A 25,334-nucleotide genomic window follows, 5' to 3' on the forward strand; every position below is an offset into this window, starting at 1 on the left:
GTGAGATTCTTCAGACAATTATACCTCAACAATTTTTTCTTCTACCTGTTAGGAGTGATTGGCATTTGCTACTGTGTTGCCTTTATTTTTCCAGCATTTTACAATGCCGTGAACTATTTATTGTTGGTATTAATTGGCTTTTTAGGATTGGATATTTTAATTCTTTTTGCCGCAAAAACTGGGGTTGAAGCCAGCCGAACAACGCCGGAAAAATTGTCTAACGGAGACGAAAACGCAATTGGTATTGAAATCAAAAATTATTACACTTTTCCAATTGTCACGAAAATTATCGATGAAATTCCGGAACAATTTCAAGTTAGAAATTTCAATATCACAAAAAGAATCAAAGCGTCTTCTCAGGAAAATTTACAATATTTTTTACGACCAACTGCTCGTGGCGAATATTTTTTTGGAAGGTTAAATGTGTACGTAATTTCGCCATTACACTTAATTTCCCGTCGTTTCAGTTTTGACAAAGACCAAATGGTTCCCACTTATCCGTCATACATTCAACTCAGAAAGTACGATTTGATGGCGTTTTCTAACCATCTTTTGCAATATGGCGTGAAAAAAATCAGGCGAATTGGTCATACGATGGAATTTGAACAAATTAAAGAATACGTTCAGGGAGATGATTTTAGAACACTGAATTGGAAGGCGACGGCTAAAAAAAATGCCTTCATGGTCAACCAGTTTCAGGACGAAAAATCGCAATCAGTTTATATGTTGATTGACAAAGGTCGTGTGATGAAAATGCCGTTTAATGGCTTGAGTTTATTGGATTACGCCATAAATTCTTCATTGGTTTTGGCAAATGTCATTTTGAAAAAACAAGACAAAGCCGGACTTTTTTCTTTCTCAAAAAAAGTAGAAAACCGTGTCGCTGCAGAAAGACGTTCGGGACAAATGAACCGCATTTTGGAAAGTTTGTACAACGTAAAAACAGATTTTTTTGAAAGCGATTACGGCAGATTATATGCAGATGTCAGAAAAAATATTACCCAAAGGAGTTTGCTGATTTTGTACACCAATTTCGAAACCATGGACGGTTTAAAACGCCAGTTGACGTATTTGAAAGCGATGGCAAAAAACCACTTGGTGGTCGTAGTGTTTTTTCAAAATACTGAAGTTCAGGAAATTATAAACAAAAAAGCCGATACCATTCAAGAAGTTTACGATAAAGTAATTGCGGAAAAATTTGCTTTTGAAAAAAGATTGATTGTCAACGAATTACGAAAATACGGAATTTATTCGGTGTTAACCCAACCCGAAAACTTGACTTTGGATACTATCAATAAATATCTGGAAATCAAAGCGAGAGGGATTTTGTAGAGGATTTTAGAATTATGATTTTAGATTTATGAGTAACTTGCAACACGAAAAAATTGACTAAATTCCAAAATCATAAGTCCTAAATCAAATATCTTAAATCATAATTCATAATTCCTGACATTTTGAAACAAATAACATCTGCTCAAAATCCGTTTATCAAATCGTTGGTTTTGCTTCAAGAAAAATCAAAAGCACGAAAACAATCCGGTTCCTTTTTAATAGAAGGAAAACGCGAGATTGACTTGGCGCAAAAAGGCGGTTATGTAATTGAAACGGTTTTATTTGTTCCCGAAATTTTGGCTTTCGCCGAAGTAAAAAACATTACTAATTCGGCGGAAATCATCGAAATCAGCAAAGAAGTTTACCAGAAATTGGCGTATCGCGACACCACCGAAGGCATTTTAGCGGTAGCCCAAACCAAAAATCTTTCCCTAAACGAATTAAAATTAAGCGAAAACCCTTTAATTTTAGTGGCAGAAGCTCCCGAAAAACCCGGAAATATAGGTGCAATTTTAAGAACCGCAGATGCCGCCAATCTCGATGCCGTGATAATTGCCAATCCAAAAAGCGATTTGTACAACCCGAATATCGTGCGTTCGAGCGTGGGTTGTCTTTTCACTAACAACATTGCCGTAGGAACTACTAACGAAATCATCACCTTTTTGCAGCAAAAAAATATTAACATTTATTGCGCTACTTTACAAAATTCCACCGGTTATCATACGCAAAATTACACCACCCCAACAGCTTTGGTTGTTGGAACTGAAGCCACAGGTTTAACTCAAGAATGGCGGGATAATGCTACTCAAAACATTATCATTCCCATGCAAGGCGCGATTGATTCGATGAATGTTTCGGTAGCGGCAGCAATTTTAATTTTTGAAGCCAAAAGACAAAGAGGATTTTAAACTATTTTATTGAAATTAATCATGAAAATTATATTTTATTGCATTACACTTTGTGTATCGTTCAATGGTTTTAGCCAAATTTCTTCAGCGGAAATCGACAATGTTGTGGCGAAAACCATGACAACTTTTGATGTTCCCGGAATAGCAGTTGCCGTAATAAAAGACGGAAAAATTATTCACGAAAAAGGTTACGGCGTAAAATCAATTTTAACCAAAGAAAAGGTAAATGAACACACACTTTTTGGGATTGCTTCAAATAGTAAAGCTTTTACAAGTGCGGCTTTGGCCATTTTGGTTGATCAAGAAAAATTAAACTGGGATGATAAAGTGATACAGTATCTTCCGGAATTTAAAATGTACAACGATTATGTGACGCAAGAATTTACCATCAGAGATTTATTGACGCACAAAAGCGGTTTGGGTCTTGGTGCCGGAGATTTGATGATTTGGCCTGATGGTTCAGATTTTAAAGCTGACGATATTATTAAAAATATTCAATATTTAAAACCCGTTTCAGGATTTAGAACTCAATATGACTATGACAATTTGTTGTACATTATTGCTGGAGAAGTGATTCACAAAGCCAGCGGATTGACTTGGAACGAATTTGTGGAACAACATTTTTTCGATCCTTTGCAAATGAAAAATTCAGGTTCAACATGGAATAGAGTTCGTGATACGTCAAATGTAATCGTTCCACACGTGCCAATTGACGGAAAATTAAAAGTGATTTCTCGGTATAAAAACCAAACCTTCGATGCCGCTGCCGGAATTTATTCAAGCGTTCACGACTTGAGCAATTGGCTGATTATGCAAATGAACAAAGGAAAATTTCAAGACAAAATTATTTTTTCTGAAAAACAGCACAACGAAATGTGGACACCACAAACTTTGATGCCAAACCGAACTTCCCCTCCATACAACTCTATTTTCAAAGCTTATGGTTTAGGTTGGCAACTTACTGATGTCAAAGGAAAATTACAAGTTTCGCACACGGGTGGTTTGGAAGGAATTGTAACGCAAACCATCATGATTCCTGAAATTAATTTGGGAATAATTGTATTAACTAACCAACAATCTGGTGCGGCATTTATGGCGATTTCTAACACCATTAAAGATAGTTATTTAGGTATTGAACCGATTGACCATGTGGCGCAATTTTCTTCAAGAATGCAATCAAATACTGAAAAAGCGGACAAAATCACAACGGAAGTTTGGAAAACTGTTGAAAACAATAAAAAAAATAAAATCGACTTAAAAAAATATGTTGGAACATATCGAGATAATTGGTTTGGCGAAATAACCATTTCCAGAGAAAAAGGAAAATTAATTTTTGCATCAAAAAGATCGCCACAGCTCAAAGGGGAAATGTTTTTTCATAAAGAAAATAGTTTTGTGGTAAAATGGTTCAACCGATACTTCCATGCGGATGCACACGTATTTTTCAACGACAATAATTCAGGATTTACCATGCTACCCATTTCCCCAGAAACCGATTTTAGCTATGATTTTCAAGATTTAAATTTTGTAAAAGTCAATTAAAAATATTTCGAAAAATATCTAACAAAAAACCATCAATTCACGATGGTTTTTGTTTTTAAGAGAAATTTTTAAAAATATTGCACAATACAAAAGTTTATTTTACTTTTAAAGAGGTACAAACATCCCCATAAAACGCCATGACAGAAATAGATTTAGAACAAGAAAACAAGGCTATCGCTCGCGAATACAAAGAATTATTGCGTATTAGTTATCAAACACTTACGGAAGATGACAAAAAATTAATTCGGAAAGCATTTGATGTAGCGGTTGATGCCCATAAAGACCAACGTCGTAAATCAGGCGAAGCCTATATTTTCCATCCCATTGCTGTGGCTAAAATTGTAGCTTCAGAAATTGGTTTGGGAGCTACTTCTATTGCGGCAGCTTTAATGCATGATGTAGTGGAAGATACGCCAATTACCGTGGAAGATATTGAACGCATGTTTAACCCTAAAATAGCAAAAATCGTTGAGGGTTTAACTAAAATGGCGCAGGTAAAAACGGACAACGAAATTTCAATTCAAGCCGAAAATTTCCGCAAAATGTTGTTAACATTAAACGATGATGTTCGGGTAATTTTAATTAAAATTGCGGATAGATTGCACAATATGCAAACTATGGAATCGATGGTGGATTACAAACAAGCCAAGATTGCATCTGAAACATTGTACATCTATGCGCCACTTGCACATCGATTAGGATTGTACAACATTAAAAATCAATTAGAAGATTTAGGATTAAAATACACAGAACCAGAAGTTTACAACGATATTGTTTCGAAAATTAAAGAAACTAAAGAACAGCAAGACGCTTATATCAAGTCGATTTCGGATGTGTTGCAAGAATCATTAGATGCCGAAAATATTGAATATACCATAAAAGGACGACCTAAATCTATCTTTTCCATTCGCAAAAAAATGTTGGTCCAAGGGGTAACTTTTGACGAAGTTTATGACAAATTTGCCCTGAGAATTATTTACAAAGCTAATACTCAGGAAGAAAAATTTCTGGCCTGGAAAATTTATTCAATAGTTACGGATCATTACCGTCCAAGTCCAAGTCGTTTGCGCGATTGGATTTCTTCACCAAAATCCACCGGTTACGAAGCTTTGCACATTACGGTAATGGGACCAAAAGGGCGATGGGTTGAAATTCAAGTCCGAAGTGAACGCATGGATGAAATTGCCGAAAAAGGATATGCCGCACATTACAAATACAAACAAGGCGGAAACGAAGAACACGGTTTGGACACTTGGCTGAATTTGCTGAAAGAAGCTCTAGAAAATTCGAGCACCAACAATGCTGTGGATTTCGTTGAAGATTTTAAACTCAATTTATATTCCAAAGAAATTTATGTTTTTACCCCAAAAGGCGAAATTAAATCCTTACCAAAAGGTGCAACTTCACTCGATTTTGCCTTTAGTATTCACTCCGAAATTGGGGTAAAAACCAGAGGAACAAGAGTGAACGGAAAATTAGTACCGCTGAATCACGTGTTGAATAGTGGTGATCAGATAGAAATTATTACCTCGCCAAACCAAAAACCAACGCCACATTGGTTGGATTATGTGACCACTTCTCGCGCCAGAACGAAAATTAAAAATGTTTTAAACGAAAATACCAAAAAATTAGGCGAAGAAGGAAAAGAATTATTGACCAGAAAATTGCGTCATCTAAAAATTACACTCAATGAAACGGTGGTAAATGAATTGGTAACATATTTTAAACTCAAAACCAGTTTAGACCTTTTTTACCGCGTGGGAATTGGTGCTATTGACAACCAACAACTAAAAGATTTTGCTTCGCAAAAAAGCAATTCTTTTATGAATTTTTTCAAAAACAGAATCAGAAAAACGCCTACTGCTAATCCCGAAGTGATTAACAAACCCGAGTTAAGTCAAAATTATGACATGCTGGTTTTTGGCAAAGAACAGGACAAACTGGATTATAAGTTGGCAACCTGCTGTAACCCAATACCAGGCGACGATGTTTTTGGATTTGTGACGATAAATGAAGGAATTAAGGTTCATAAAAAAGATTGTCCAAATGCCATTAGCTTGCAAAGCAATTATGCTTACAGAATTATTCCCGCCAAATGGATTGACTCTACCCAACAAGAATTTAAGGCAATTCTAAACATCACCGGAATGGATTCACTAGGATTAACAAATGAGTTAACCAAAGTAATTTCTAACAACATGCACGTGAACATACAAAGTATTTCATTAAGTGGTGATGCGGGAATTTTCAACGGACAAGTCGTGGTTATCGTACAAAATAACACGATTTTGAAAAAACTCATTGAAAACATTAAAAAAATTGACGGAATTGATAAAGTAACGAGGATTAATAAAAGTTAGAGATTTAGGATTTTCGATATTTGATTTTAGATATTTGATTGTACAATTTCAAATAAAAATGTCGCCAGCATAAATCAATTTGAAATTTATCAGTTATAATTTTTTTTTCTTCTTCAAATTTTAAATCTACAATCCCATAGCCCCAATTGTAGCGGAAATCCTTGAGAAGAAAAATCTAATTTTTGCCAACAGTAAAAGCGACTCCCGACGCTTCGGAAGAAGCTCTTTTACTGGCGTTGAAAAAAAGATTTTGCGCCGAAAGATTCTACTACCGAACCTTCAGGACGGGAAGCAGCTCCTTAAAAATTTGGCTAAAATTCAATAAACGAGAAACTTGAAACTTGAAAAAAATAATTTACCTTTGCAGGATATGACACTCATCTCTGTTGACAATAATAAAAATCAGGAAATTGTAAAAAATGTTTTTACAAAATATCTTGAAACCAAAGGGCACCGAAAAACGCCGGAACGCTACGCAATTTTGCAGGAAATTTACGATAATGAAGAGCATTTTGACATCGAATCATTGTATATCAAGATGAAAAATAAAAATTATCGGGTGAGTCGTGCTACGCTTTACAACACGATTGAATTGCTGCTGGATTGTGCTTTGGTGCGAAAACATCAGTTTGGGCAAAACCAAGCGCATTACGAAAAATCATATTTCGATAAGCAACACGATCACATTATAATGACCGATACAGGCGAAGTTATTGAGTTTTGCGATCCGAGAATTCAAACGATTAAAAAAACAATCGAAGAAATTTTTGACATCGAAATCCATAATCACTCGCTTTATTTTTATGGCAACAGAAAGGTGAAAACTACTGAATAACTTCACAAAAAAATAAACAACTAACAACTAAAAAATGACCGTAGATTTACTACTCGGATTGCAGTGGGGCGATGAAGGCAAAGGAAAAATTGTTGACGTTCTCACTTCAAAGTACGATATTATTGCCCGTTTTCAGGGAGGCCCAAATGCCGGACACACGCTTGAATTTGATGGGATTAAACATGTTTTGAGAACGATTCCGTCGGGGATTTTCCACAAAAATTCTATTAACATTATTGGAAATGGCGTGGTGATTGATCCAGTGGTTTTTCAAAAAGAAATTGAAGGTTTGGCAAAATTTGACATAGACCTTCAATCGCGTTTGCTCATTTCGCGGAAAGCGCATTTAATTTTGCCAACACATCGCTTGCTTGACGCGGCTTCTGAAGCTTCGAAAGGCAAAGCCAAAATTGGTTCTACGTTAAAAGGAATTGGTCCAACTTATATGGACAAAACCGGACGAAACGGACTTCGGGTTGGTGATATTGAATTAGCTGATTTTGCTGACAGATACAGATCTTTGGCTGATAAACACGAAGCAATGATTGCTTTTTACGATGTAGATTTAGAATATGATTTGCAAGAAATGGAGGAAGAATTTTTTGCATCAATCGAAGTATTAAAAACTTTACAATTTATAGATAGCGAAGCGTACTTGCACGATGCGATGAAAGCCGGAAAATCTATTTTAGCCGAAGGAGCTCAAGGTTCATTATTAGATGTAGATTTCGGGACTTATCCTTTTGTAACTTCTTCAACTACTACAGCTGCTGGAGCTTGCACAGGTTTAGGAATTGCGCCAAATAAAGTAAAAGAAGTTTTCGGAATTTTTAAAGCGTATGCTACTCGAGTTGGGAGTGGTCCTTTTCCTACGGAACTATTTGACGAAGTAGGTCAAACGATGGCAAAAGTAGGAAACGAATTTGGTTCGGTTACCGGAAGAGCCAGACGTTGCGGATGGTTAGATTTGGTTGCCTTAAAATATGCTATTGAAATTAACGGTGTAACAGCGTTATATATGATGAAAGGCGATGTTCTTTCGGGATTTGATACTTTAAAAATCTGTACGTCTTACCAATATAACGGCATAGAAACCAATCATTTACCATACAACATTGAGCCGGAAAATGTAGCTCCAGTTTATGTAGAGAAAAAAGGCTGGAAAGCGGATTTAACCGGAATGACGAGTTATGAAGAACTTCCTTTTGAACTAAAAGAATACATAGAATTTATAGAGAATTTCGTGGAAGTTCCCATTAAAGTAATCTCAGTTGGTCCTGACCGAAAACAAACAATTCTGAAATAATCAAAAGAGCCTCGAATTTCGGGGCTTTTTTGTTAGTTTTTTTTGCTACAGAATAAAAGATATTTTTGATTATTTTTTAAATTAAAATTTTAACCGCAATCCCGAAGATTCGGGACGCAAAGTTTTTCGGAATGTTTGCAAAGTAAATCTATCGGAATTTGGAATTTAAAAAAATTGGAATTTCACTTGAGTTCCGCCACTGATTAGAAGTTTTATTTCTATTACAATAAAAATTCGTGAATTAGTGGCTTAAATAAAACAGTGCCATCTGAGGCAAACTCTCAAAAAATTCTTAATTAAAAATAAGGTTCATAGAAATTACTTAAATTTGAACCCAAAATATTTTCAATTGAAGAACCTTTTTTTACTGCTTGCTTTTTTGATTTCCGCAGCAATTTCGGCACAAGCACCGCCAAAAAAAATTGTGATGGAAAACTCAGATTTTGTGGATATCCAGCAAAATGATATTCCAGGAGCCATTCGCTATCGCGGAAACGTTCGGTTGTTGCATGATGGCGTTCGTATGAATTGCAATACGGCTTATCTTTTTCAAAAAGAAAATTACGTTTTGGCATTTGGAGATGTTAAGATGAACCAAGGCGACACGGTTTTTATGGACAGTAAATATGCGGAATATCGTGGAAATACAAAATTTGCTTTTGCCACTGGAAATGTTGTGATGCGTGATCCAAAAATGACGCTAACAACCGACACCATTAATTTTGATAGAAGAATCCAACAAGCATATTACACCACTTATGGTACCATTAAAGACCAAGAAAACACGTTACGAAGCAAATCCGGACGGTATTATTTAGATCAAAAAAAGTTTCAGTTTTTAACGGCTGTTACCATTACCAATCCTAAATATGTGATCAAATCTAATCATTTAGATTATTATTCAAATTCTGGTCATTCATATTTGTTTGGACCTTCAACCATTAGCAGTAAAGAAAATTTTATTTATACCGAAAAAGGTTTTTATGACACTAAAAAGAATTTTGCCCATTTTGTCAAAAATTCTTACATCAAATACAATAACCGGCTCATAGAAGGCGACAGTTTGTACTATGACAGAAACCGGGAATTTGCTTCGGCAACACGACGGGTAAGAGTAACGGATTCCATAAATAAATCTATCGCTCGCGGACATTATGCAGAAGTTTACCGAAACCAAGATTCCCTCATGATGACCGGACGTGCTTACACCGCAACTTTGGTGGAAAAAGACACTTTGTATATGCATGGAAAAAAAATGTTGGTCACCGGAAAACCCGAAAATAGAGTGGTCAGGGCGTTTCCCAACGTGAGATTTTACAAAATAGATTTAAGTGGAAAATGTGATTCGTTACATTCTTCGGAAAAAACAGGAATCACGAAATTAATTGGAAGACCTGTTTTATGGAACGGCGAAAACCAATTAACCGGTGATGTCATGCATCTTATTTCCAATACCCAAACCGAAAAACTTGATTCTTTAAAAGTACTCAACAATGCCTTTATCGCTTCAAAAGATACTTTGGGAAATGGCTACAATCAGGTGAAAGGTGTAAATCTTTACGGAAAATTTCGGGATAATAAATTGTACGAAGTAGATTTGGTCAAAAACACCGAAAAAATTTATTTTGCTTACGATAAAGGTGAACTTGCCGCAATTGATAAAGGCGTTAGCAGCGCCATCAAACTTGAATTAGAAGACAATAAAATTAATACTATTACCTCTTTTAAAAATATTCAAAGTGATAGCTATCCCGAAAAAGAACTTCCCGAAAATGCTAGGAAACTCCGAGGATTTATTTGGCGTGGCGACGAAATGATTACCAAAATGGAAGATATTTTTCCACCGGAAGAACAGCTTTATCATGAAAAACAAGAAAAAGCAGGTGCCATTGACGATGCCAAAAAACCCGTACCAATGGAACCACGAAAAGAAACTTTGGAGTATGACAAAAATAATCCGTCGCAGAATAAAACGCAGTAATATTTGAAGATTTCAAGATTTGAAAATTTGTCAGTAGAAACTTTGCAACTTCAAACTTGAAACATTTATACTCTGAAACTTTGAAACTTAAAAATGATTAAAGATTTTTACCAATACCAAGCACAAACATCACCATATCCTTTAGGAATGGAGGTTTCTCACGCAATTGGTTCTTATATTTACGATACTAAAAACAACAAATACCTTGATTTTGTGGCAGGCGTTTCGGCTTGTACTTTAGGACATCAACCCAAAAGAGTGAACGACGCCATCAAAAATCAGCTTGACAAATATTCTCACGTGATGGTATATGGCGAATATGCGCAAAATCCCGCAACAGAATTTTGTAAATTGTTGGCTTCGTTACTGCCAAAACCGCTCAACAAAACGTATTTAGTAAATTCTGGAACTGAAGCCACCGAAGGTGCTTTAAAATTAGCTCGTCGCGTGACCGGAAGAAGCCAATTAATTTCTTGCAAAAATGCTTATCACGGGAACACCATGGGATCGATGAGTGTAATGGGTTTTGAAGAACGAAAACAAGCGTTTAGACCGTTAATCCCTGATGTTGATTTCATTACCTTTAACAATGAAGCCGATTTAGAAAAAATTACTGAAAAAACTGCTGGAATTATTCTTGAAAGTATTCAGGGAGGTGCAGGATTTATTGAGCCTGAAAATAATTTTCTGCAAAAGGTTAGAAAAAAATGTACCGAAGTTGGCGCTTTAATGATCATTGACGAAATTCAACCGGGATTTGGAAGAACCGGAAAATTATTTGGATTTGAAAACTACAATATCGTTCCTGACGTAGTTATTTTAGGAAAAGGAATGGGAAGCGGAATGCCGGTTGGCGCTTTTGTAGCTTCGGCAGAAATGATGGATTTGCTTAGTTTCGGTCCGAAATTAGGTCATATTACTACATTTGGTGGACATCCTGTCATTGCAGCAGCTTGTTTGGCAACCTTGCAGGAAATCACCGAAACCAACCTGATTGCTGATACGCTTGTGAAAGAAAAAATTTTCAGAGAAAATTTGGTACATCCTTTGATAAAAGAAATAAGAGGAAGAGGGTTAATGCTTGCCGCAATGACGGAAAGCGACGAAATTACCAACGAAGTAATTTTAAAATGTCATCAACGAGGTTTAATTCTTTTTTGGTTATTGTTTGAAGGAAAAGCCATCCGGATTACACCTCCCCTAACCGTTTCTAAAGAAGAAATTGTTGAAGGTTGCGCAATTATATGTAATGTATTAGATGAGGTTCAAAAAGCGCACAGTTCATAGGATTTATTAAATAAAAACCGTAACTTAATATTTTTGAACTGTTAATTAAATTGTTCACAACAATTTACTACACCACCAGATTAGCTTAATTAAGCTAACTAAATTTATTGAAGGATAATTTTTAAAATATAGCCTATGCATTTGAGTCATGATGAAGAAGACCACAACTTATCCTTATCTCGTTTTGAATCGATGTTAAAAACGAATAAAGTTCTCTTTTTCGATTCTGAAGAATTTGAAGAAATTGTTCTTCATTACATGGATATGGGTAAAATGTCTTTGGCAAAAAAAGCTTTAAAATTGGCATTAGATCAGCATCCGAAATCTACGGGCCTAAAATTGGTACAGGTCGAAATGATGATATTTGAGGACAAATTAGATGCTGCCGAAAAACTCCTAAACGAGTTATATGCCATCGAACCCCGAAACGAAGAAATTTACATTCAACACGCTAATATTTATTCTAAAAAAGACAATCACGAAAAAGCCGTTGAACTCCTGAAAGAAGCTTTAAATCTTACTGAAGATTATGCCGATGTTTACAATTTAATTGGCATGGAATATCTTTTTATGGACAATTTAGAGTTGGCAAAGCAAAATTTTATTCTATGTTTAGAAGAAGATTTTGAAGATCAGTCAGCCTTGTATAATGTGGTGTATTGCTTTGAATTTTTAGACCAATATCAGGAAGCAATTGATTTTCTTGAAAAATACATTAACAAAAATCCTTATAGCGAAATTGCTTGGCATCAAAGCGGAAGGCTTTACTATAATCTAAAAGATTATGAAAATGCTTTGCGTTGTTTTGATTTTGCCTCATTGATTGACGAAGATTTTATGGGCTCTTTTATGGAAAAGGCCAAAGCGCTCGAAAAATTAAAACGTTATGAAGAAGCCATTGATAGCTATAACCGTACCATTGAACTAGACGATGCTACCTCTTATGCATTGTTAAGGATGGGTAAATGCTATGAAAAACTTGGAAATAAAAATCAAGCTCTAAAGTATTATCATAAAACCGTTCATGAAGATCCGCTTTTAGACAAAGGTTGGATTGCCATTACAGATTTCTACGTACGTCAAAAAAATTTCCAAAAAGCATTGTTTTATGCCAATAAAGCAATCAGTATAGACAATGAAAATAAATTATACTGGAAACGTTACGCCATGATCAACCGCGAACTTGGATTTTATGAAGAGTCCGAAATTGGGTATAGAAAAGCCATTGAACATGGAGAATTTGAACTCAACTCCTGGACATCCTGGGCAGATATATTAACAGAGTTAGGAGAATACGAAGCCGCAATACATAACCTTTTAAAAGCTACAGAATATTTTCCGGACGAGTATGAAATTGAATACCGACTAGCGGGATTTTATTACGGGCTTAATAATATTGAGAAAGGCAGTTTTCATCTCACCAAAGCTTTACAATTCAATACACATCAAAAAACGAAGTTTGAACAAACTTTTCCTGACACGTTAAAACGCCCTGAGGTACAAAAAATTTTTTCGCAATTTAAAAAATAGCTATAAAGCAACAACTTGAAGGAAAACCTGACAGCATTTTGTCAGGTTTTTTTTTATTTTTGAAAGAAAAATCATGGCTAAAATCAATTTTTTGTTTGGACTTATCGGAAAACAAATCGCATATTCTTTTTCGCCGAAATATTTTAAAGAAAAATTCAATTCTCTTGGTTTAACCGATTATGAATATCAAAACTTCGATTTACCAGAAATTGATTTACTGCCAGAAATTGTAAAAGACAATCCAAATCTAAAAGGCTTGAATGTGACAATTCCATATAAAGAAACCGTGATGCCATTATTGGACAAAATTTCAAAAAAAGCTACTGAAATTGGCGCCGTAAACACGATTAGATTTACACGTAAAAACAAATTAAAAGGGTACAATACAGATTTTTATGGTTTTAAAAAATCACTAAAACCATTATTAGAACCACATCATAAAAAAGCATTGATTTTAGGAACAGGTGGCGCTTCAAAGGCGGTGGCTTTTGCATTGAAAGAGTTAGATATCTTGTACACTTTTGCCTCGAGAGAAGGTTCAGCAAATAATATTTCGTACCAATTAATTAATGCCACGACTTTTGACAATCATCAAATTATTATTAATTGCACGCCTTTGGGAACTTCGCCAAATGTGGATGCATTTCCACCTTTACCATACGAATTTTTTACAGCAAAACATTTGGCGTACGATTTAATTTACAATCCTGAAGAAACTATTTTTTTGAAAAAAGCCAAAAAGCGAGGTGCCAAAATCAAAAACGGTTTGGAAATGCTAGAACTTCAGGCGGAAAAAGCCTGGAGGATATGGAATAAATAAAATATATAGAGAATTAACCCAAGCTTAAAAAAAGTAAACAAGATTGATTTTAGCCCTGATTAAAGCGGAAATCCTTTTATCGATTGCCCGGATAAAATCCGGGGCAATCGATAAAAGATTGTAGCGGAAAGCAGGAATTGCGTTTCTGGAAACGAGAGATAGATTGGCTCCTAAATAAAAAAGCAAGTTCAGATTTTAACAGAAAATTTTGAATTTTGCGTGGGCTTTCTTATCTTTCCCAATTAATTATAACCCTTAAACATTTTTTGTGATGTTAGAAGAAAAGAATGACAACCTGCAAAATGCAGATGGAAATGAGGAAAATATGGTTCCAAATCAGGCAGAAACCTCTATTGAGGCTGTAGGTGAAACAATTGAGCCGGTAACAATTTCGGCAGAAGAATTAGAAGAAACGATTGTAGGAAATCAAAATCAGGAGGCAATTGATGTAATTGCTGAACATAATGCTGAGGAAAGTGAAGACGAAACTTTAAAGGACCGACACGAAATTCCAATGCTGGATTATGAGGCGATGGAAATGGAAGCGCTTGTGGAGGAGTTTGAAAAATTAGCTTCGGTGGAAAAAGTAATGTCGGTTAAGGATCATATTGAGGAAATCAAGTCGGCATTTATGTCGAAATACCATCATTTTATTGACGAAAAGAGAAAAGAGTTCGAAGCGCAAAATGAAGGGGCTGAAAATACAGAAGATTTTCAATATCATTTACCGCTAAAATCTAGGTTTGATCATCTATTTCACCAATATCGTGATAAGAAAAATGCGCATTTCCAGAAACTTCAAAATAATTTGAAACATAATTTAGAGGTACGTTTGGCCATCGTGGAAGAATTAAAAGAGTTGATTAATCCTCAAGAAAATATTAAAGATACGCTTAAACATTTTAACGAATTACGTGAACGATGGAAAGCGGCAGGTCCGATTCCGCGTGATAAATATAACCATGTTTGGAATAATTATCATTTTCACGTAGAAAATTTTTATGATTATTTGCACCTTGACCGCGAGGCTCGTGATCTAGATTTTAAGCATAATTTAGAATTAAAACAAAAGATAATTGCTCGCGTTGAAGAGTTAACGCATGAAAGCGATGTGAATAAGGCTTTTAGAGAATTGCAGGATTTACACCGTATTTGGAAAGAAGATATTGGTCCGGTTTCGAGAGAAAATCGTGAAGAAATCTGGGAACAGTTTAGTGCTTTGACCAAAAAAATTCATGATAAAAGAGAACTTTTATTTGAAAAATTAAGAGGAAATGAACGCGAAAATTTATCCAAAAAGAATGGAATTATATTTGAAATTTCGGAGTTAGCAAAAGAAAATGTAAATTCACATTCGGCTTGGCAAAAGCAAATTGAAAAGGTTGAAGCGTTACGTGAAAGTTTTTTTGCCACTGGAAAAGTTCCGACGGAAAACAATGAGGAAACGTGGAGTGCTTTTAAAAATGCAGTTCGGGATTTCAATGTTTTGAAAAATTCATTTTATAAAGACATTAAAAAAGATCAAAACGAAAACCTGAATAAAAAAATCGCTTTGGTGGAAAAAGCAAAAGCTTTGAAAAACAGTGAAGATTTCGCTGCCACAACTCCGGTGATGAAGCAAATTCAGGAGGAATGGAAGCAAATTGGTCACGTGCCAAGGAAATTTTCTGATTCACTTTGGAAAGAATTTAAAGAAGCTTGCAATTTTTATTTTGACAAACTTCATGAACAAAGAAATGCTGCAAGTGCGGACGAAATTGAAGCTTTTGAGAAGAAAAAAGCTTATCTTGAAACGATGCGAGAATTTGAAATGACCGGTGATCATAAAACAGATTTAGACGCAATAAAAGCCCATATTGAAACTTGGAAAGGTTTTGGAAAAGTGCCGCATGCCAGACGACATATTGAAGGAAAATTCAATAAAATTTTAGATGTTTTATTTGACAAATTGAGCTTGAGCAAAAAAGATAGCGAGATGGCGCGATTTGCCTCCAGATTAGACCAATTAGCTCATAACGATGATTCTCGTAAACTGGAGAACGAAAAAGTTTTCATTATGAAAAAAATTGACGAAGTACAGTCAGAAATATTTCAATTAGAAAACAATATTCAGTTTTTTGCGAATGCAAAAAAAGACAATCCCATGGTTTTAGAAGTAAAGAAAAACATCGAAAAGCACAAGGAAAGTTTACAGCTATGGAAAGAAAAACTAAAGCAATTGAGAGAATTAAATACAAATCAATAAACGAAAAACGCTGCAATTGCAGCGTTTTTTTTTTACGGTAATTTCTTAGCTTGGTTCCAATAAACATCCATTTCTGCAAGGGTCATTTCACTTAATTGTTTACCAGACTGGTTGGCTTTTTGTTCTAAATATTGAAACCTTTTGATGAATTTTTTATTGGTTTTTTCAAGCGCATCTTCCGGATTTATTTTTAAGAATCGGGCATAATTTATTAAAGAAAAAAGCACGTCGCCAAATTCGGATTCCATTTTATCTTGATTGGCATTTTCGATTTCCGCTTTAAATTCTGTTAACTCCTCTTCCACTTTTTCCCAAACTTGCTTTGGCTCTTCCCAATCAAATCCCACTCCTTTTACTTTGTCCTGAATTCGGGACGCTTTGACCAAAGCCGGTAAACTTTTCGGAACGCCTTCTAAAACTGATTTTTTGCCTTCTTTTAATTTTAATTTTTCCCAGTTTTGCTTTACTTCTTCTTCATCGTTCACCTTTACATCGCCATAAATATGTGGATGACGGTGAATGAGCTTTTCGCAAATATCGTTGCAAACATCAGCAATATCAAAGGTTTCGGTTTCGCTTCCTATTTTGGCATAAAAAACAATGTGTAACAAAATATCGCCTAATTCTTTTTTGATTTCTTGCAAATTATTATCCAAAATGGCGTCGCCTAATTCGTAGGTTTCTTCAATGGTGAGATGGCGTAATGACTGCAACGTTTGTTTTTTATCCCACGGACATTTTTCGCGCAAATCGTCCATGATATCAAGCAATCTGCCGAAGGCTTCTAGTTTTTGTTGTTTTGAATTCATCTGGAAATTAATGTAAAAAAAAATTGCCACAGAAAAAATAAATTTGCTGTGGCAATTGGAAGATTATTAGTTTTTAGCAGGAATATTTTCGAGAATTTCCAACACAAATTTCCAATATTTTTGTGCCGAAGAAATACTAGCGCGTTCATCCGGACTATGAGCTCCTTTGATGGTTGGGCCAAAAGAAATCATGTCCATTTCCGGGTAATTGGTTCCCAAAATTCCGCATTCTAAACCTGCGTGACAAGCCACAACGTTAGGTTTTGAATTGTTTTGTTTTTGATAAATATCTTTGAGAACCTCAAAAATTTCCGAGTTTGCATTTGGTGTCCAACCCGGGTAAGATCCGGAAAATTCCACTTCGCAACCTATCAATTCAAATGCCGCACGAAGCGCATTTGCCAAATCAAATTTAGAACTTTCTACCGATGAACGGGTGAGGCATTGCACTGAAAGTTTTCCATTTCCAACTAAAACTTTTGCAATATTATTTGACGTTTCTACCAAGTCTGCAAAATCCGGACTCATTCGGTAAACGCCATTGTGTGCCGTGTACATTGCTCTTACAAAATAAAATTGCGCAGCCGTGGGCATTACTTTTTTAGGAGTTTCGCTTAATCTTTCGAAGGTAATTTCAAGTTTGGGTTCTGTGGTTTTGAATTCAGTTTTGATTTCGTTAACAATTTCTTGCATGTCAAAAACAAAAGCTTCGTCGTAAACTTCGGCAATAATTACTTTCGCCACGCTTTCTCGGGGAATGGCATTTCGCAAACTTCCACCTTGAATTTCAGATATTTGCAAACCAAAGTTATCAAAACCGTCAAACAAAAGTCGGTTCATAATTTTATTGGCATTGCCTAAACCTTTGTCAATATCCATCCCGGAATGTCCACCGTTTAAACCTTTTACGGTAATTTGGTAACCCACCGAACCTTCAGGCGTTTCTTCCTCATCATATTCTGCAGTGGCCGTCACATCAACGCCTCCAGCACAACCGATATCAATTTCATCGTCTTCTTCAGTATCGAGATTAAGTAAAATTTCGCCCGAAAGCAAACCACCTTTTAATCCCATTGCACCCGTCATGCCGGTTTCTTCGTCAATGGTAAAAAGCGCTTCAATTGCGGGATGCGGAATATCTTTGGATTCTAAAATTGCCATAATTGTGGCAACACCAAGACCGTTATCGGCACCAAGAGTTGTTCCTTTTGCACGAACCCAATCACCATCCACAAACATCTCAATTCCTTGTTTGTCAAAGTCGAAAACAGTGTCATTATTTTTTTGGTGAACCATGTCTAAATGCGATTGCATCACGATGGTTTTACGATTTTCCATTCCGGAAGTAGCTGGTTTCTTGATAATTACGTTACCCACTTCATCTTCAATGGTTTCTAATCCAAGATTTTTTCCGAAATCTTTCATAAAAGCGATGACGCGTTCTTCTTTTTTCGAAGGACGAGGTACGGCGTTTAAATCGGCAAATTTATTCCAAAGTTGTTTTGGCTCAAGGTTTCTTATTTCTTGATTCATTCTTTATGATGGTTTTCTATTAAATATTCGCTAAAAATTTTTTCGACATTTCGCTCAGAAACTTCTCCAAACCAAAGATTCTGGGGTTGTAAAGCAATAACAGGAGCGCATTTACAATTGTCTGTACAATACATTTTTTGGATCATAATTTCTTTTTTCAAACCAGCTTCTTTTAAAATTGATTTAAAAATTTTCCGGTTTTGCTTGTTTTCCTTTCCACATTTGCTTCCATCACAAAAGAGCACTACTTTTGAAGGAACGTCCAGTTTTTTCATCTTGCTAAATTTTGCCTTACAAAGTTACAAAATACAAGACGATTGAGCAGGTAGTATTTATTCTTTATCTCAAAAAACAATGTCACGTAAATATATTTTACCTATTTTTTTAGTGATTCAAATTATTATGGTGAGAATTGCAGCCCAATTTCCCGAAGTTATTGAAAATTATTACAGCAATGGAATTTATTTGTGTATTTCAAAAATTTCTCACACTTTATTTGGGAAAATTCCATTTTCAATGGGCGATGTTATGTATATAGTTTTAATTCTTTTAATAATAAAATACATTTTTAAAAACAGAAAAAATATTTTCAGCAGAACCGCTTGGAAATTGTATTGGAAATCATTTTTTTTAAAAATAACAAGCTGTTTATCAATTATTTATTTTATGTTTCATTTGCTTTGGGGAATGAATTACTACCGATTGCCATTATTTGAAAAAATGGAAATGGACAAAGAATACACCGAAGCAGAATTAATGGTTTTTACCAAAAAATTGATTGCCAAAACTAATGAAATTCAATTGAAAATTACAACTGATAGTTTGCAAAAAATTGAAAATCCTCTAACGGAAAAAATGATTTATCAACAATCTGTAATTGGATATAAAAATTTGTCGAAAGAATATCCTTACCTTAGATATGAAATTCCGAGCGTGAAAAATTCTTTGGTGAGTTTGCCCTTGACTTACATGGGATTTGGCGGTTATTTGAATCCGTTTACCAATGAAGCGCAAGTAAATTATAAAATTCCGAAATACAATTTCCCAACGACTTCCACGCATGAAATGGCACATCAATTGGGTTATGCCTCTGAGAGTGAAGCCAATTTTATTGGGTTTTTGGCTTCCATTGAAAATGAAAATATTTACTTTCAATATTCAGGTTATGCTTATGCTTTAAAATATTGTTTGGCAAATTTGGAAAGATTTGGAGAAGGAAAAAGCGAAAAATTTTTACCATTAATCAACCCTGGAATTTTAAAAAATTTTCAGGAATCACGCGATTTTTGGGACAGTTACCAAACCCCAATTGATACATTTTTTCATTTTTTTTACGATAAATTTTTAAAAGCCAACCAGCAAAAAGACGGCTTGGAAAGCTATAATAAATTTGTGGGGTTGATGATGGGGTATTTTCATAAAAATCCCGAAGCGTTTGGGTTTTGACTAAAATTAATTCTGTAAAATTAATTTCCAATCAAATCTCATCAAACGTAAAGCTGGTGAAATTTTTCTTTTTGTACGGACGGATAATCAATCTTCCTTCGCGGTCGAAACGGATGTAATTGTAAAGCCAATTCAGGAACACAACGGCTTTGTTCTTGAATCCAATCAACGAAAAAAGGTGTACAAACATCCATACGAACCAAGCAAAAACGCCGTGAAAATGGTATTTAGGCAAATCTACAACGGCTTTATTTCTACCAATTGTTGCCATCGAACCTTTGTCATTGTAGCTAAAAGGTTTCATGGCTTGGTTTTTTAATAACCTTTCCAAATTTTCGCCTAAATGTTTTCCTTGCTGGATGGCAGGTTGCGCCATTTGTGGATGACCTTGCGGAAATTCTTCGCTGGTCATGGAAGCAATATCGCCCAAGGCAAAAATATTTTCAAAACCTAAAACTTGGTTGAAGTGATTGACTTTGATGCGTTCTACTCTTTCAACCATAGCAGAAACTGGCAATCCGTTGACGGTTGCTCCTTGAACTCCAGCTGTCCAAATTAATGTGGCGGTTTCGAGCGTTAGTGAAGTGTTTGTAGTGATGTTTCGACCGTCGTAACTCGTAACGCGAACATTTTTGAGCACATTTACTCCTAAATTAATCAAATATTTTTCGGCAGCGGCAGACGATTTTTCGCTCATGGTGTTGAGGATTCTGTCGCCACTTTGAATGAGGTTGATTTGCATTTTGCTGATGTCGAGATCCGGATAATCTTTTTGGAGAATGGCGTTTTTCATTTCGGCTAAAGCTCCGGCAAGTTCGACGCCTGTTGGTCCGCCACCAACTAAGACAAAGTTAATTAATGCTTGTCGCTCGTGTTCATCAGTGCAAAGCAAAGCTTGTTCAAAATTTTCGAGAATTAAACTGCGAATGTTGAGCGATTGCGGAATGGTTTTCATGGCAATGCTGTTTCGCTCAATTTCTTTGTTGCCAAAATAATTGGTTTTGGAACCTGTGGCAATGACGAGATAATCATAAGAAAGTTCGCCAATATCGGCAATGATTTTTTGGTTATTGGTGTCAATTTCGTTGACGTGACATAAACGAAAATAAAAATTTTCATGATGGTGAATTACTTTTCTAATGGGATATGCAATGGAACCTGCTTCTAAACCACCTGTTGCCACTTGATAAAGCAAAGGTTGAAAGGTGTGGTAATTATGCTTGTCTAACAGTACGACTTGAAGGGATTGGCTTTTTAATTTTTTTGCCAAAGCAATTCCGGCGAAGCCGCCACCGATGATGATAATTCTTGGGAGTTTACTGTCAGGGATATTCATTTGGTTGGATTTGATTAAATGATTTAATGATTGAAATATTAAAAAAATTATAATTCAGATGATTATTGAACCATTAAGGGATTAAGATAATTAAGGTTTTTGTTTTTGTTGGTGCAATGTACGAAAGTTTTTAGGTAAAGTGATATGGTTTATTTGGCAGAAAAACATTGTGTTTAAAATTTTCTAAAGATTTTCTATTTGATTTACCTTATAAAAAATATAAGAATTTTTAAGTTTTTGGGGTGCAAAGTTGAAATTTTGAACCTTGAATCTTGAAACTTTAAAACCTGAAACTTTAAACTTTAAACTTTAAACTAACTTTCCAAAAAGCGAACTACTTTTTAGCCCCGTCCCGAAGCTTCGGGAGGCTTCTGAAAAAAATTATTTTATTTTGTAACGTTTTTGGTTTTTTACTTACTAACGTGTAATGGAACAAAGTTTAGAACAGTCTTTTGTGAAGCAGTTGAAGGATAATCAAAATATTATCCACAAGATTTGCCGACTTTATACTTCTGGGGAAGATGCCCATAATGATTTGTTCCAGGAAATTACGATTCAATTATGGAAAGCTTATCCGAAGTTTCGAGGTGATGCAAAATTTTCGACTTGGGCTTATCGGGTGGCATTGAATACGGCGATTACGTTGTACAGAAAAAGTACGCGAACTGTAAATACGATGGAGTTTGACACGGCCAAACATTTTGTGAAACAGGAGGAGTATGATTATGAGGAGGAAGAACAAATAAAATTGTTGTACAAGGCTGTTTATCAATTAAATGACATTGAAAAAGCACTGGTTTTTATGTACTTAGAAGATAAGAATTATGAGGAAATTGCGGAAACTTTAGGGATTAGCGAGGTGAATGCTCGGGTGAAAATGAACAGGATTAAGGGGAAGTTAAAAAAAATATTGAACCCGTAAGGGCAAGGAAATATGGAAGAGTTAGATTTATTAAAGAAAGACTGGAAACGAAGCGAGGGTAATTTTCGCCAAATTTCTGAGCTTGACATTTACAAAATGATCCACAAAAGTTCGTCGTCTGTGGTGAAGTGGATTTTGGTAATCAGTATGATTGAATTTGTCGTTTTGACCGTTTTAGGACTTGTGGTTTCAGACGAAAACTACGTTCAACGGTTAGAAATGATGCATATCTTGACGGTGATGAATGTGTTGACGTATTTGAACTACGCCGTGGTAATTGGCTTTATTTATTTTTTCTACAAAAATTTCAGAGCGATTTCGGTGACGGACTCAGCTAAAAATTTGATGAAAAGTATTTTAAAGTCACGCAAAACGGTACAATATTACATTTACTACAACCTGACGATGTTTGTATTTATTTTTGCGTTGGTGCTAGTTTGTAGTTGTATGTACGATCCAAAAATGATTGAAACTTTTAATCAGATTTCTCAGCATGACAATTCGACGCTTATCTGGATTGTAACGGCAGTTTTATTTATAGTCATGTTTGCCGCCATGTTTGGACTATTTTGGTTGTTTTACCGATTGGTTTACGGATTTTTACTACGTAAATTGTATAAAAACTATCAAGAGTTAAAAAAGATTGAGTTATAAAAGAAAATCCGCCGATGCGGATTTTTTATTTTAGTATTCCCATCGGCGTTTTTTGTTGAGTTCTTCTTCGGTTTGTAAAACTTCTTCCTGAATTTCAGGCGCCAAAACTTTTAAAAAAGACGGGTGCTGCTCGATGGCGTATTCTACCATTTCCACAATATCTTCAACCGAATTATTTTCGTAATCAATTTGCAAAGGTTCTTTGATGATAAACGATTGAAGAATACCTTTTTTCTTTAATCGAAGTCCTTTACGGTCAAACGATCTGCGGAAACCGTCAATAACAATCGGAACCACGATGGGTTTATGTTGCTTAATAATATGAGCCGTTCCTTTCCTAACTGGTTTAAACGAACGCGTGGTGCCTTGCGGGAAAGTGATGACCCAACCGTCTTCAAGAGCGATTTTTATATTTTCGGTATCGTTTAAATTTACTTCACGTTGCACATCTTTTCCTTTGGAACGCCATGTTCTTTCTACCGTAATCGCTCCAGCATACGATAAAATTCGTGGTAGCAAACCTTCTTTCATGGTTTCCTTGGCGGCAACGTAATAAATATTTAATTTGGGATTCCAGATATAACCAATGTTTTTAATGCTGTCTTCTCGGCCTTTCAATGCGGCGTTGAAAACATGAAACATGGCGACAACATCGGCAAAATAAGTCTGGTGATTGGAGATAAAAAGTACGTTTTTGTCGGGTAAATTTCTAATGATTTCCGAACCTTCGATTATGAGTTCGTTGAAGCCTCGGTACCTCCGATGCGTGAGCATTCCAAAAAACCGAATGAGCCATTTTTTTAAAAAAAGTATATGTCCGAAAGGATTTCTTTTAAATAATCCCATATTTTATTTTATATTTTAGAACGGCAAATTTACGAAAACAACCTTATTCTAACGCAGACTTTATCACTTCTTTAAGTTCATTTAGCATCATGGCTGTTGCACCCCAAACCACAAATTCGCCAAATTTAAACGCCGGAACTTCCCAGTTTTCGGCGTAAGAAGTGGTAAGTGAAACTTCTGAAACATTGGCATCGTCTAAAATTTCATCAATGGAAACTTCGATCATGCCGGCAACTTCTCGTTCGCTTGGATTGAAAATAATTTCAGAATGTGACAAACCCAAAAAAGGTGTTACCACAAAATTACTTGGCGGAATAAATATTTCTGAAAATTGGCGAATGACTTCGATGGAATCCTTGTTAATACCAATTTCTTCAAACGTTTCCCGCAAAGCCGTTTGTTCTAAATCGACATCAGAAAGTTCTACTTTTCCACCGGGAAAGGCAATTTGCGACGAATGAACGCCTCTGTACGAATTTCGTAAGATTAGGGCTAAAAAAATTTCGTTGTTTTTAGGATAAAAAAACATCATCACGGCTGCTTTTTCAATATTTTCAGAAAAAAAAGGCGGTTTGAGCGTGGCAATTCGATCCAAAGGAGCCATTTTAGCGTGGGCTTCAAAACCCGGTAAGTAAAGATTTGTTATTTTTGGGAGAAATTTTACAAACTCAGAATATTTCATTTTGGTATTTTTTGTAAATTAAAGATACCAAATAAAAATTAGAAAATCATGTACAGCAAAGCCGAAGCACAAATCATCAAAAAAGAATTCTGGATAAAATTTGCCGAAGAATACCCCCGAAAATGGTTGCTGTACGACACCAAAATAAAAGATTTTACCTTTAAGTTTTATGTGGATAATAAAAAAGCGCAAGTGATGATCGACATTGAACCAAAAGACGAAAACAAACGGAAAATCTACTTCGAGAAAGTGGAGTCCTTGAAGCAGATTTTGTTAGATGACTTTTTACCTGAAGCGATTTTTGAAAGAAATTTTCATCTAGAAACCGGAAAAGTCATCAGCAAAGTGTGGGTTGAAAAAAACGGAATTAGCTTGATGAACCGCAATACTTGGCAGGAAATCTTTGATTTCTTTTACCAAAATATGGATGCGTTTGAGCGATTTTTTTATGAGTATCGGTATTATATTGAGGATTTGGAAGTGAATACTTGATTGATTTTTTTGGGCGTGTCCCTCCGCAAGCTCCGGGTCGGGCTTTTCGTTTCAAGTCCTCCCTCGTCGTTCCTCCTCGCTGTGGGCTTTTCACTTCAATCCCTCACGCAAGTAAGTGCACACCAAAAAAAACAATCTACAAATTTCTATACATCCAAAAGGAAAAAAACCGTAGAAATGTACAAGATAAATTTACTTAAACCCTATGGAGTTCATCTCCTGAGCAGGCTTGTAAAGAACGATTGCCTGATACCCACTTCAATGCCTATTAACTCTTCCACTGGATTTCGATCGTTAGTCCACTTATTTCAGGACAATACACAAATAAAAAAATCCTCATCATTTCTGATGAGGATTTTAAAGAAAGGCGGCGGATCGAGCCCGAAGGTCGACACGCCGCACCTATAAAAAAAAGAAGCCCGCTCTTTTCAGAGCGGGCTATCTTAAAGAAAGGCGGCGACATACTCT

General features: G+C 35.5%; 22 protein-coding genes. 15 read left to right on the forward strand and 7 right to left on the reverse strand.

Annotation, left to right across the window (positions count from 1 at the left end):
* The 11 genes from GV828_RS09060 (at position 1) to GV828_RS09110 (ending at position 16,146) form a co-directional block, all read left to right on the forward strand.
* Positions 1-1,332 carry a DUF58 domain-containing protein gene (locus tag GV828_RS09060; RefSeq protein WP_166537166.1) on the forward strand — a complete coding sequence of 444 codons (1,332 nt, stop codon included), beginning with the start codon at positions 1-3 and terminating at the stop codon, positions 1,330-1,332.
* 122 nt (positions 1,333-1,454) lie between these two features.
* Positions 1,455-2,240, forward strand: coding sequence for a TrmH family RNA methyltransferase (locus GV828_RS09065; protein WP_166537167.1), 786 nt, complete (start codon positions 1,455-1,457; stop codon positions 2,238-2,240).
* A gap of 21 nt (positions 2,241-2,261) precedes the next feature.
* A complete protein-coding gene (locus GV828_RS09070; RefSeq protein ID WP_166537168.1) occupies positions 2,262-3,782 on the forward strand; it encodes a serine hydrolase in 1,521 nt (506 codons plus the stop codon).
* Positions 3,783-3,919: 137 nt separating this feature from the next.
* Entirely contained in the window at positions 3,920-6,142 is a 2,223-nt protein-coding gene (locus tag GV828_RS09075) for a RelA/SpoT family protein (RefSeq protein WP_166537169.1), read from the forward strand.
* A gap of 370 nt (positions 6,143-6,512) precedes the next feature.
* Complete coding sequence (locus GV828_RS09080; RefSeq protein WP_166537191.1) at positions 6,513-6,977, forward strand: Fur family transcriptional regulator; 465 nt, start codon at positions 6,513-6,515, stop codon at positions 6,975-6,977.
* 34 nt (positions 6,978-7,011) lie between these two features.
* The gene (locus GV828_RS09085) at positions 7,012-8,283 is read left to right on the forward strand and encodes an adenylosuccinate synthase (protein WP_166537170.1); all 1,272 of its coding nucleotides are present in this window, start codon (positions 7,012-7,014) and stop codon (positions 8,281-8,283) included.
* Between the two features lie 427 nt (positions 8,284-8,710).
* Positions 8,711-10,264: an OstA-like protein gene (locus GV828_RS09090; protein ID WP_166537171.1), complete on the forward strand. Its 1,554-nt coding sequence runs from the start codon at positions 8,711-8,713 to the stop codon at positions 10,262-10,264.
* A 93-nt stretch (positions 10,265-10,357) separates the two neighbouring features.
* A complete protein-coding gene (locus GV828_RS09095) occupies positions 10,358-11,551 on the forward strand; it encodes an aspartate aminotransferase family protein (protein ID WP_166537172.1) in 1,194 nt (397 codons plus the stop codon).
* A 135-nt stretch (positions 11,552-11,686) separates the two neighbouring features.
* Positions 11,687-13,081, forward strand: a complete 1,395-nt coding sequence (locus GV828_RS09100; protein WP_166537173.1) for a tetratricopeptide repeat protein — start codon at positions 11,687-11,689, stop codon at positions 13,079-13,081.
* A gap of 73 nt (positions 13,082-13,154) precedes the next feature.
* On the forward strand, positions 13,155-13,901 hold the full coding sequence (locus tag GV828_RS09105; RefSeq protein ID WP_166537174.1) for a shikimate dehydrogenase family protein: 747 nt from the start codon (positions 13,155-13,157) through the stop codon (positions 13,899-13,901).
* A gap of 271 nt (positions 13,902-14,172) precedes the next feature.
* Entirely contained in the window at positions 14,173-16,146 is a 1,974-nt protein-coding gene (locus tag GV828_RS09110) for a DUF349 domain-containing protein (protein ID WP_166537175.1), read from the forward strand.
* Between the two features lie 32 nt (positions 16,147-16,178).
* On the opposite strand, the gene mazG is transcribed toward GV828_RS09110, so the two are convergent.
* From mazG to GV828_RS09125, 3 genes are all read right to left on the reverse strand, one after another.
* Positions 16,179-16,955 carry a nucleoside triphosphate pyrophosphohydrolase gene (gene mazG / locus GV828_RS09115; protein ID WP_166537176.1) on the reverse strand — a complete coding sequence of 259 codons (777 nt, stop codon included), beginning with the start codon at positions 16,953-16,955 and terminating at the stop codon, positions 16,179-16,181.
* Between the two features lie 66 nt (positions 16,956-17,021).
* On the reverse strand, positions 17,022-18,488 hold the full coding sequence (locus GV828_RS09120; protein WP_166537177.1) for an aminoacyl-histidine dipeptidase: 1,467 nt from the start codon (positions 18,486-18,488) through the stop codon (positions 17,022-17,024).
* Positions 18,485-18,763 carry a (2Fe-2S) ferredoxin domain-containing protein gene (locus GV828_RS09125; protein ID WP_166537178.1) on the reverse strand — a complete coding sequence of 93 codons (279 nt, stop codon included), beginning with the start codon at positions 18,761-18,763 and terminating at the stop codon, positions 18,485-18,487. The genes GV828_RS09120 and GV828_RS09125 overlap by 4 nt, the downstream gene beginning before the upstream one ends.
* A 79-nt stretch (positions 18,764-18,842) precedes the next feature.
* Here GV828_RS09125 and GV828_RS09130 point away from each other — a divergent pair, with 79 nt between their 5' ends.
* On the forward strand, positions 18,843-19,934 hold the full coding sequence (locus GV828_RS09130) for a DUF3810 domain-containing protein (protein ID WP_166537179.1): 1,092 nt from the start codon (positions 18,843-18,845) through the stop codon (positions 19,932-19,934).
* Positions 19,935-19,965: 31 nt separating this feature from the next.
* Here GV828_RS09130 and GV828_RS09135 read toward each other — a convergent pair whose 3' ends face one another.
* Positions 19,966-21,270: an NAD(P)/FAD-dependent oxidoreductase gene (locus GV828_RS09135; RefSeq protein ID WP_166537180.1), complete on the reverse strand. Its 1,305-nt coding sequence runs from the start codon at positions 21,268-21,270 to the stop codon at positions 19,966-19,968.
* Positions 21,271-21,697: 427 nt separating this feature from the next.
* Between GV828_RS09135 and GV828_RS09140 the strand changes: the two genes are divergently transcribed.
* Together GV828_RS09140 and GV828_RS09145 are read left to right on the forward strand one after the other, a co-directional pair.
* Positions 21,698-22,192, forward strand: a complete 495-nt coding sequence (locus GV828_RS09140) for an RNA polymerase sigma factor (protein WP_166537181.1) — start codon at positions 21,698-21,700, stop codon at positions 22,190-22,192.
* A gap of 12 nt (positions 22,193-22,204) precedes the next feature.
* Positions 22,205-22,846 (forward strand): hypothetical protein, encoded by a 642-nt coding sequence (locus tag GV828_RS09145; RefSeq protein ID WP_166537182.1) that lies wholly within the window; start codon positions 22,205-22,207, stop codon positions 22,844-22,846.
* Positions 22,847-22,876: 30 nt separating this feature from the next.
* Here GV828_RS09145 and GV828_RS09150 read toward each other — a convergent pair whose 3' ends face one another.
* Together GV828_RS09150 and GV828_RS09155 are read right to left on the reverse strand one after the other, a co-directional pair.
* Positions 22,877-23,692 carry a lysophospholipid acyltransferase family protein gene (locus tag GV828_RS09150; protein WP_166537183.1) on the reverse strand — a complete coding sequence of 272 codons (816 nt, stop codon included), beginning with the start codon at positions 23,690-23,692 and terminating at the stop codon, positions 22,877-22,879.
* Between the two features lie 43 nt (positions 23,693-23,735).
* On the reverse strand, positions 23,736-24,374 hold the full coding sequence (locus tag GV828_RS09155) for an NUDIX hydrolase (RefSeq protein WP_166537184.1): 639 nt from the start codon (positions 24,372-24,374) through the stop codon (positions 23,736-23,738).
* 48 nt (positions 24,375-24,422) lie between these two features.
* Here GV828_RS09155 and GV828_RS09160 point away from each other — a divergent pair, with 48 nt between their 5' ends.
* Entirely contained in the window at positions 24,423-24,866 is a 444-nt protein-coding gene (locus tag GV828_RS09160; RefSeq protein WP_166537185.1) for a DUF4268 domain-containing protein, read from the forward strand.
* A 268-nt stretch (positions 24,867-25,134) separates the two neighbouring features.
* Here GV828_RS09160 and GV828_RS13125 read toward each other — a convergent pair.
* Positions 25,135-25,334 (reverse strand): hypothetical protein (locus GV828_RS13125; protein ID WP_208103167.1); only part of this gene is annotated, 200 nt, incomplete at its 5' end.

Origin of the sequence: Flavobacterium ichthyis, from assembly GCF_009915155.1 — a bacterium.
GTDB classification, from domain to species: domain Bacteria; phylum Bacteroidota; class Bacteroidia; order Flavobacteriales; family Flavobacteriaceae; genus Flavobacterium; species Flavobacterium ichthyis.

Bases quoted from the DNA above. Each gene is read 5' to 3' on its own strand.
- GV828_RS09135 (WP_166537180.1), bottom strand. From the start codon at position 21,270: ATGAATATCCCTGACAGTAAACTCCCAAGAATTATCATCATCGGTGGC.
- GV828_RS09120 (WP_166537177.1), bottom strand. From the start codon at position 18,488: ATGAATCAAGAAATAAGAAACCTTGAGCCAAAACAACTTTGGAATAAA.
- GV828_RS09090 (WP_166537171.1), top strand. From the start codon at position 8,711: ATGGAAAACTCAGATTTTGTGGATATCCAGCAAAATGATATTCCAGGA.
- mazG (WP_166537176.1), bottom strand. From the start codon at position 16,955: ATGAATTCAAAACAACAAAAACTAGAAGCCTTCGGCAGATTGCTTGAT.
- GV828_RS09145 (WP_166537182.1), top strand. From the start codon at position 22,205: ATGGAAGAGTTAGATTTATTAAAGAAAGACTGGAAACGAAGCGAGGGT.
- GV828_RS09100 (WP_166537173.1), top strand. From the start codon at position 11,687: ATGCATTTGAGTCATGATGAAGAAGACCACAACTTATCCTTATCTCGT.
- GV828_RS09140 (WP_166537181.1), top strand. From the start codon at position 21,698: ATGGAACAAAGTTTAGAACAGTCTTTTGTGAAGCAGTTGAAGGATAAT.
- GV828_RS09125 (WP_166537178.1), bottom strand. From the start codon at position 18,763: ATGAAAAAACTGGACGTTCCTTCAAAAGTAGTGCTCTTTTGTGATGGA.
- GV828_RS09105 (WP_166537174.1), top strand. From the start codon at position 13,155: ATGGCTAAAATCAATTTTTTGTTTGGACTTATCGGAAAACAAATCGCA.
- GV828_RS09110 (WP_166537175.1), top strand. From the start codon at position 14,173: ATGTTAGAAGAAAAGAATGACAACCTGCAAAATGCAGATGGAAATGAG.
- GV828_RS09075 (WP_166537169.1), top strand. From the start codon at position 3,920: ATGACAGAAATAGATTTAGAACAAGAAAACAAGGCTATCGCTCGCGAA.
- GV828_RS09160 (WP_166537185.1), top strand. From the start codon at position 24,423: ATGTACAGCAAAGCCGAAGCACAAATCATCAAAAAAGAATTCTGGATA.
- GV828_RS09150 (WP_166537183.1), bottom strand. From the start codon at position 23,692: ATGGGATTATTTAAAAGAAATCCTTTCGGACATATACTTTTTTTAAAA.
- GV828_RS09080 (WP_166537191.1), top strand. From the start codon at position 6,513: ATGACACTCATCTCTGTTGACAATAATAAAAATCAGGAAATTGTAAAA.
- GV828_RS09085 (WP_166537170.1), top strand. From the start codon at position 7,012: ATGACCGTAGATTTACTACTCGGATTGCAGTGGGGCGATGAAGGCAAA.
- GV828_RS09070 (WP_166537168.1), top strand. From the start codon at position 2,262: ATGAAAATTATATTTTATTGCATTACACTTTGTGTATCGTTCAATGGT.
- GV828_RS09130 (WP_166537179.1), top strand. From the start codon at position 18,843: ATGTCACGTAAATATATTTTACCTATTTTTTTAGTGATTCAAATTATT.
- GV828_RS09095 (WP_166537172.1), top strand. From the start codon at position 10,358: ATGATTAAAGATTTTTACCAATACCAAGCACAAACATCACCATATCCT.
- GV828_RS09155 (WP_166537184.1), bottom strand. From the start codon at position 24,374: ATGAAATATTCTGAGTTTGTAAAATTTCTCCCAAAAATAACAAATCTT.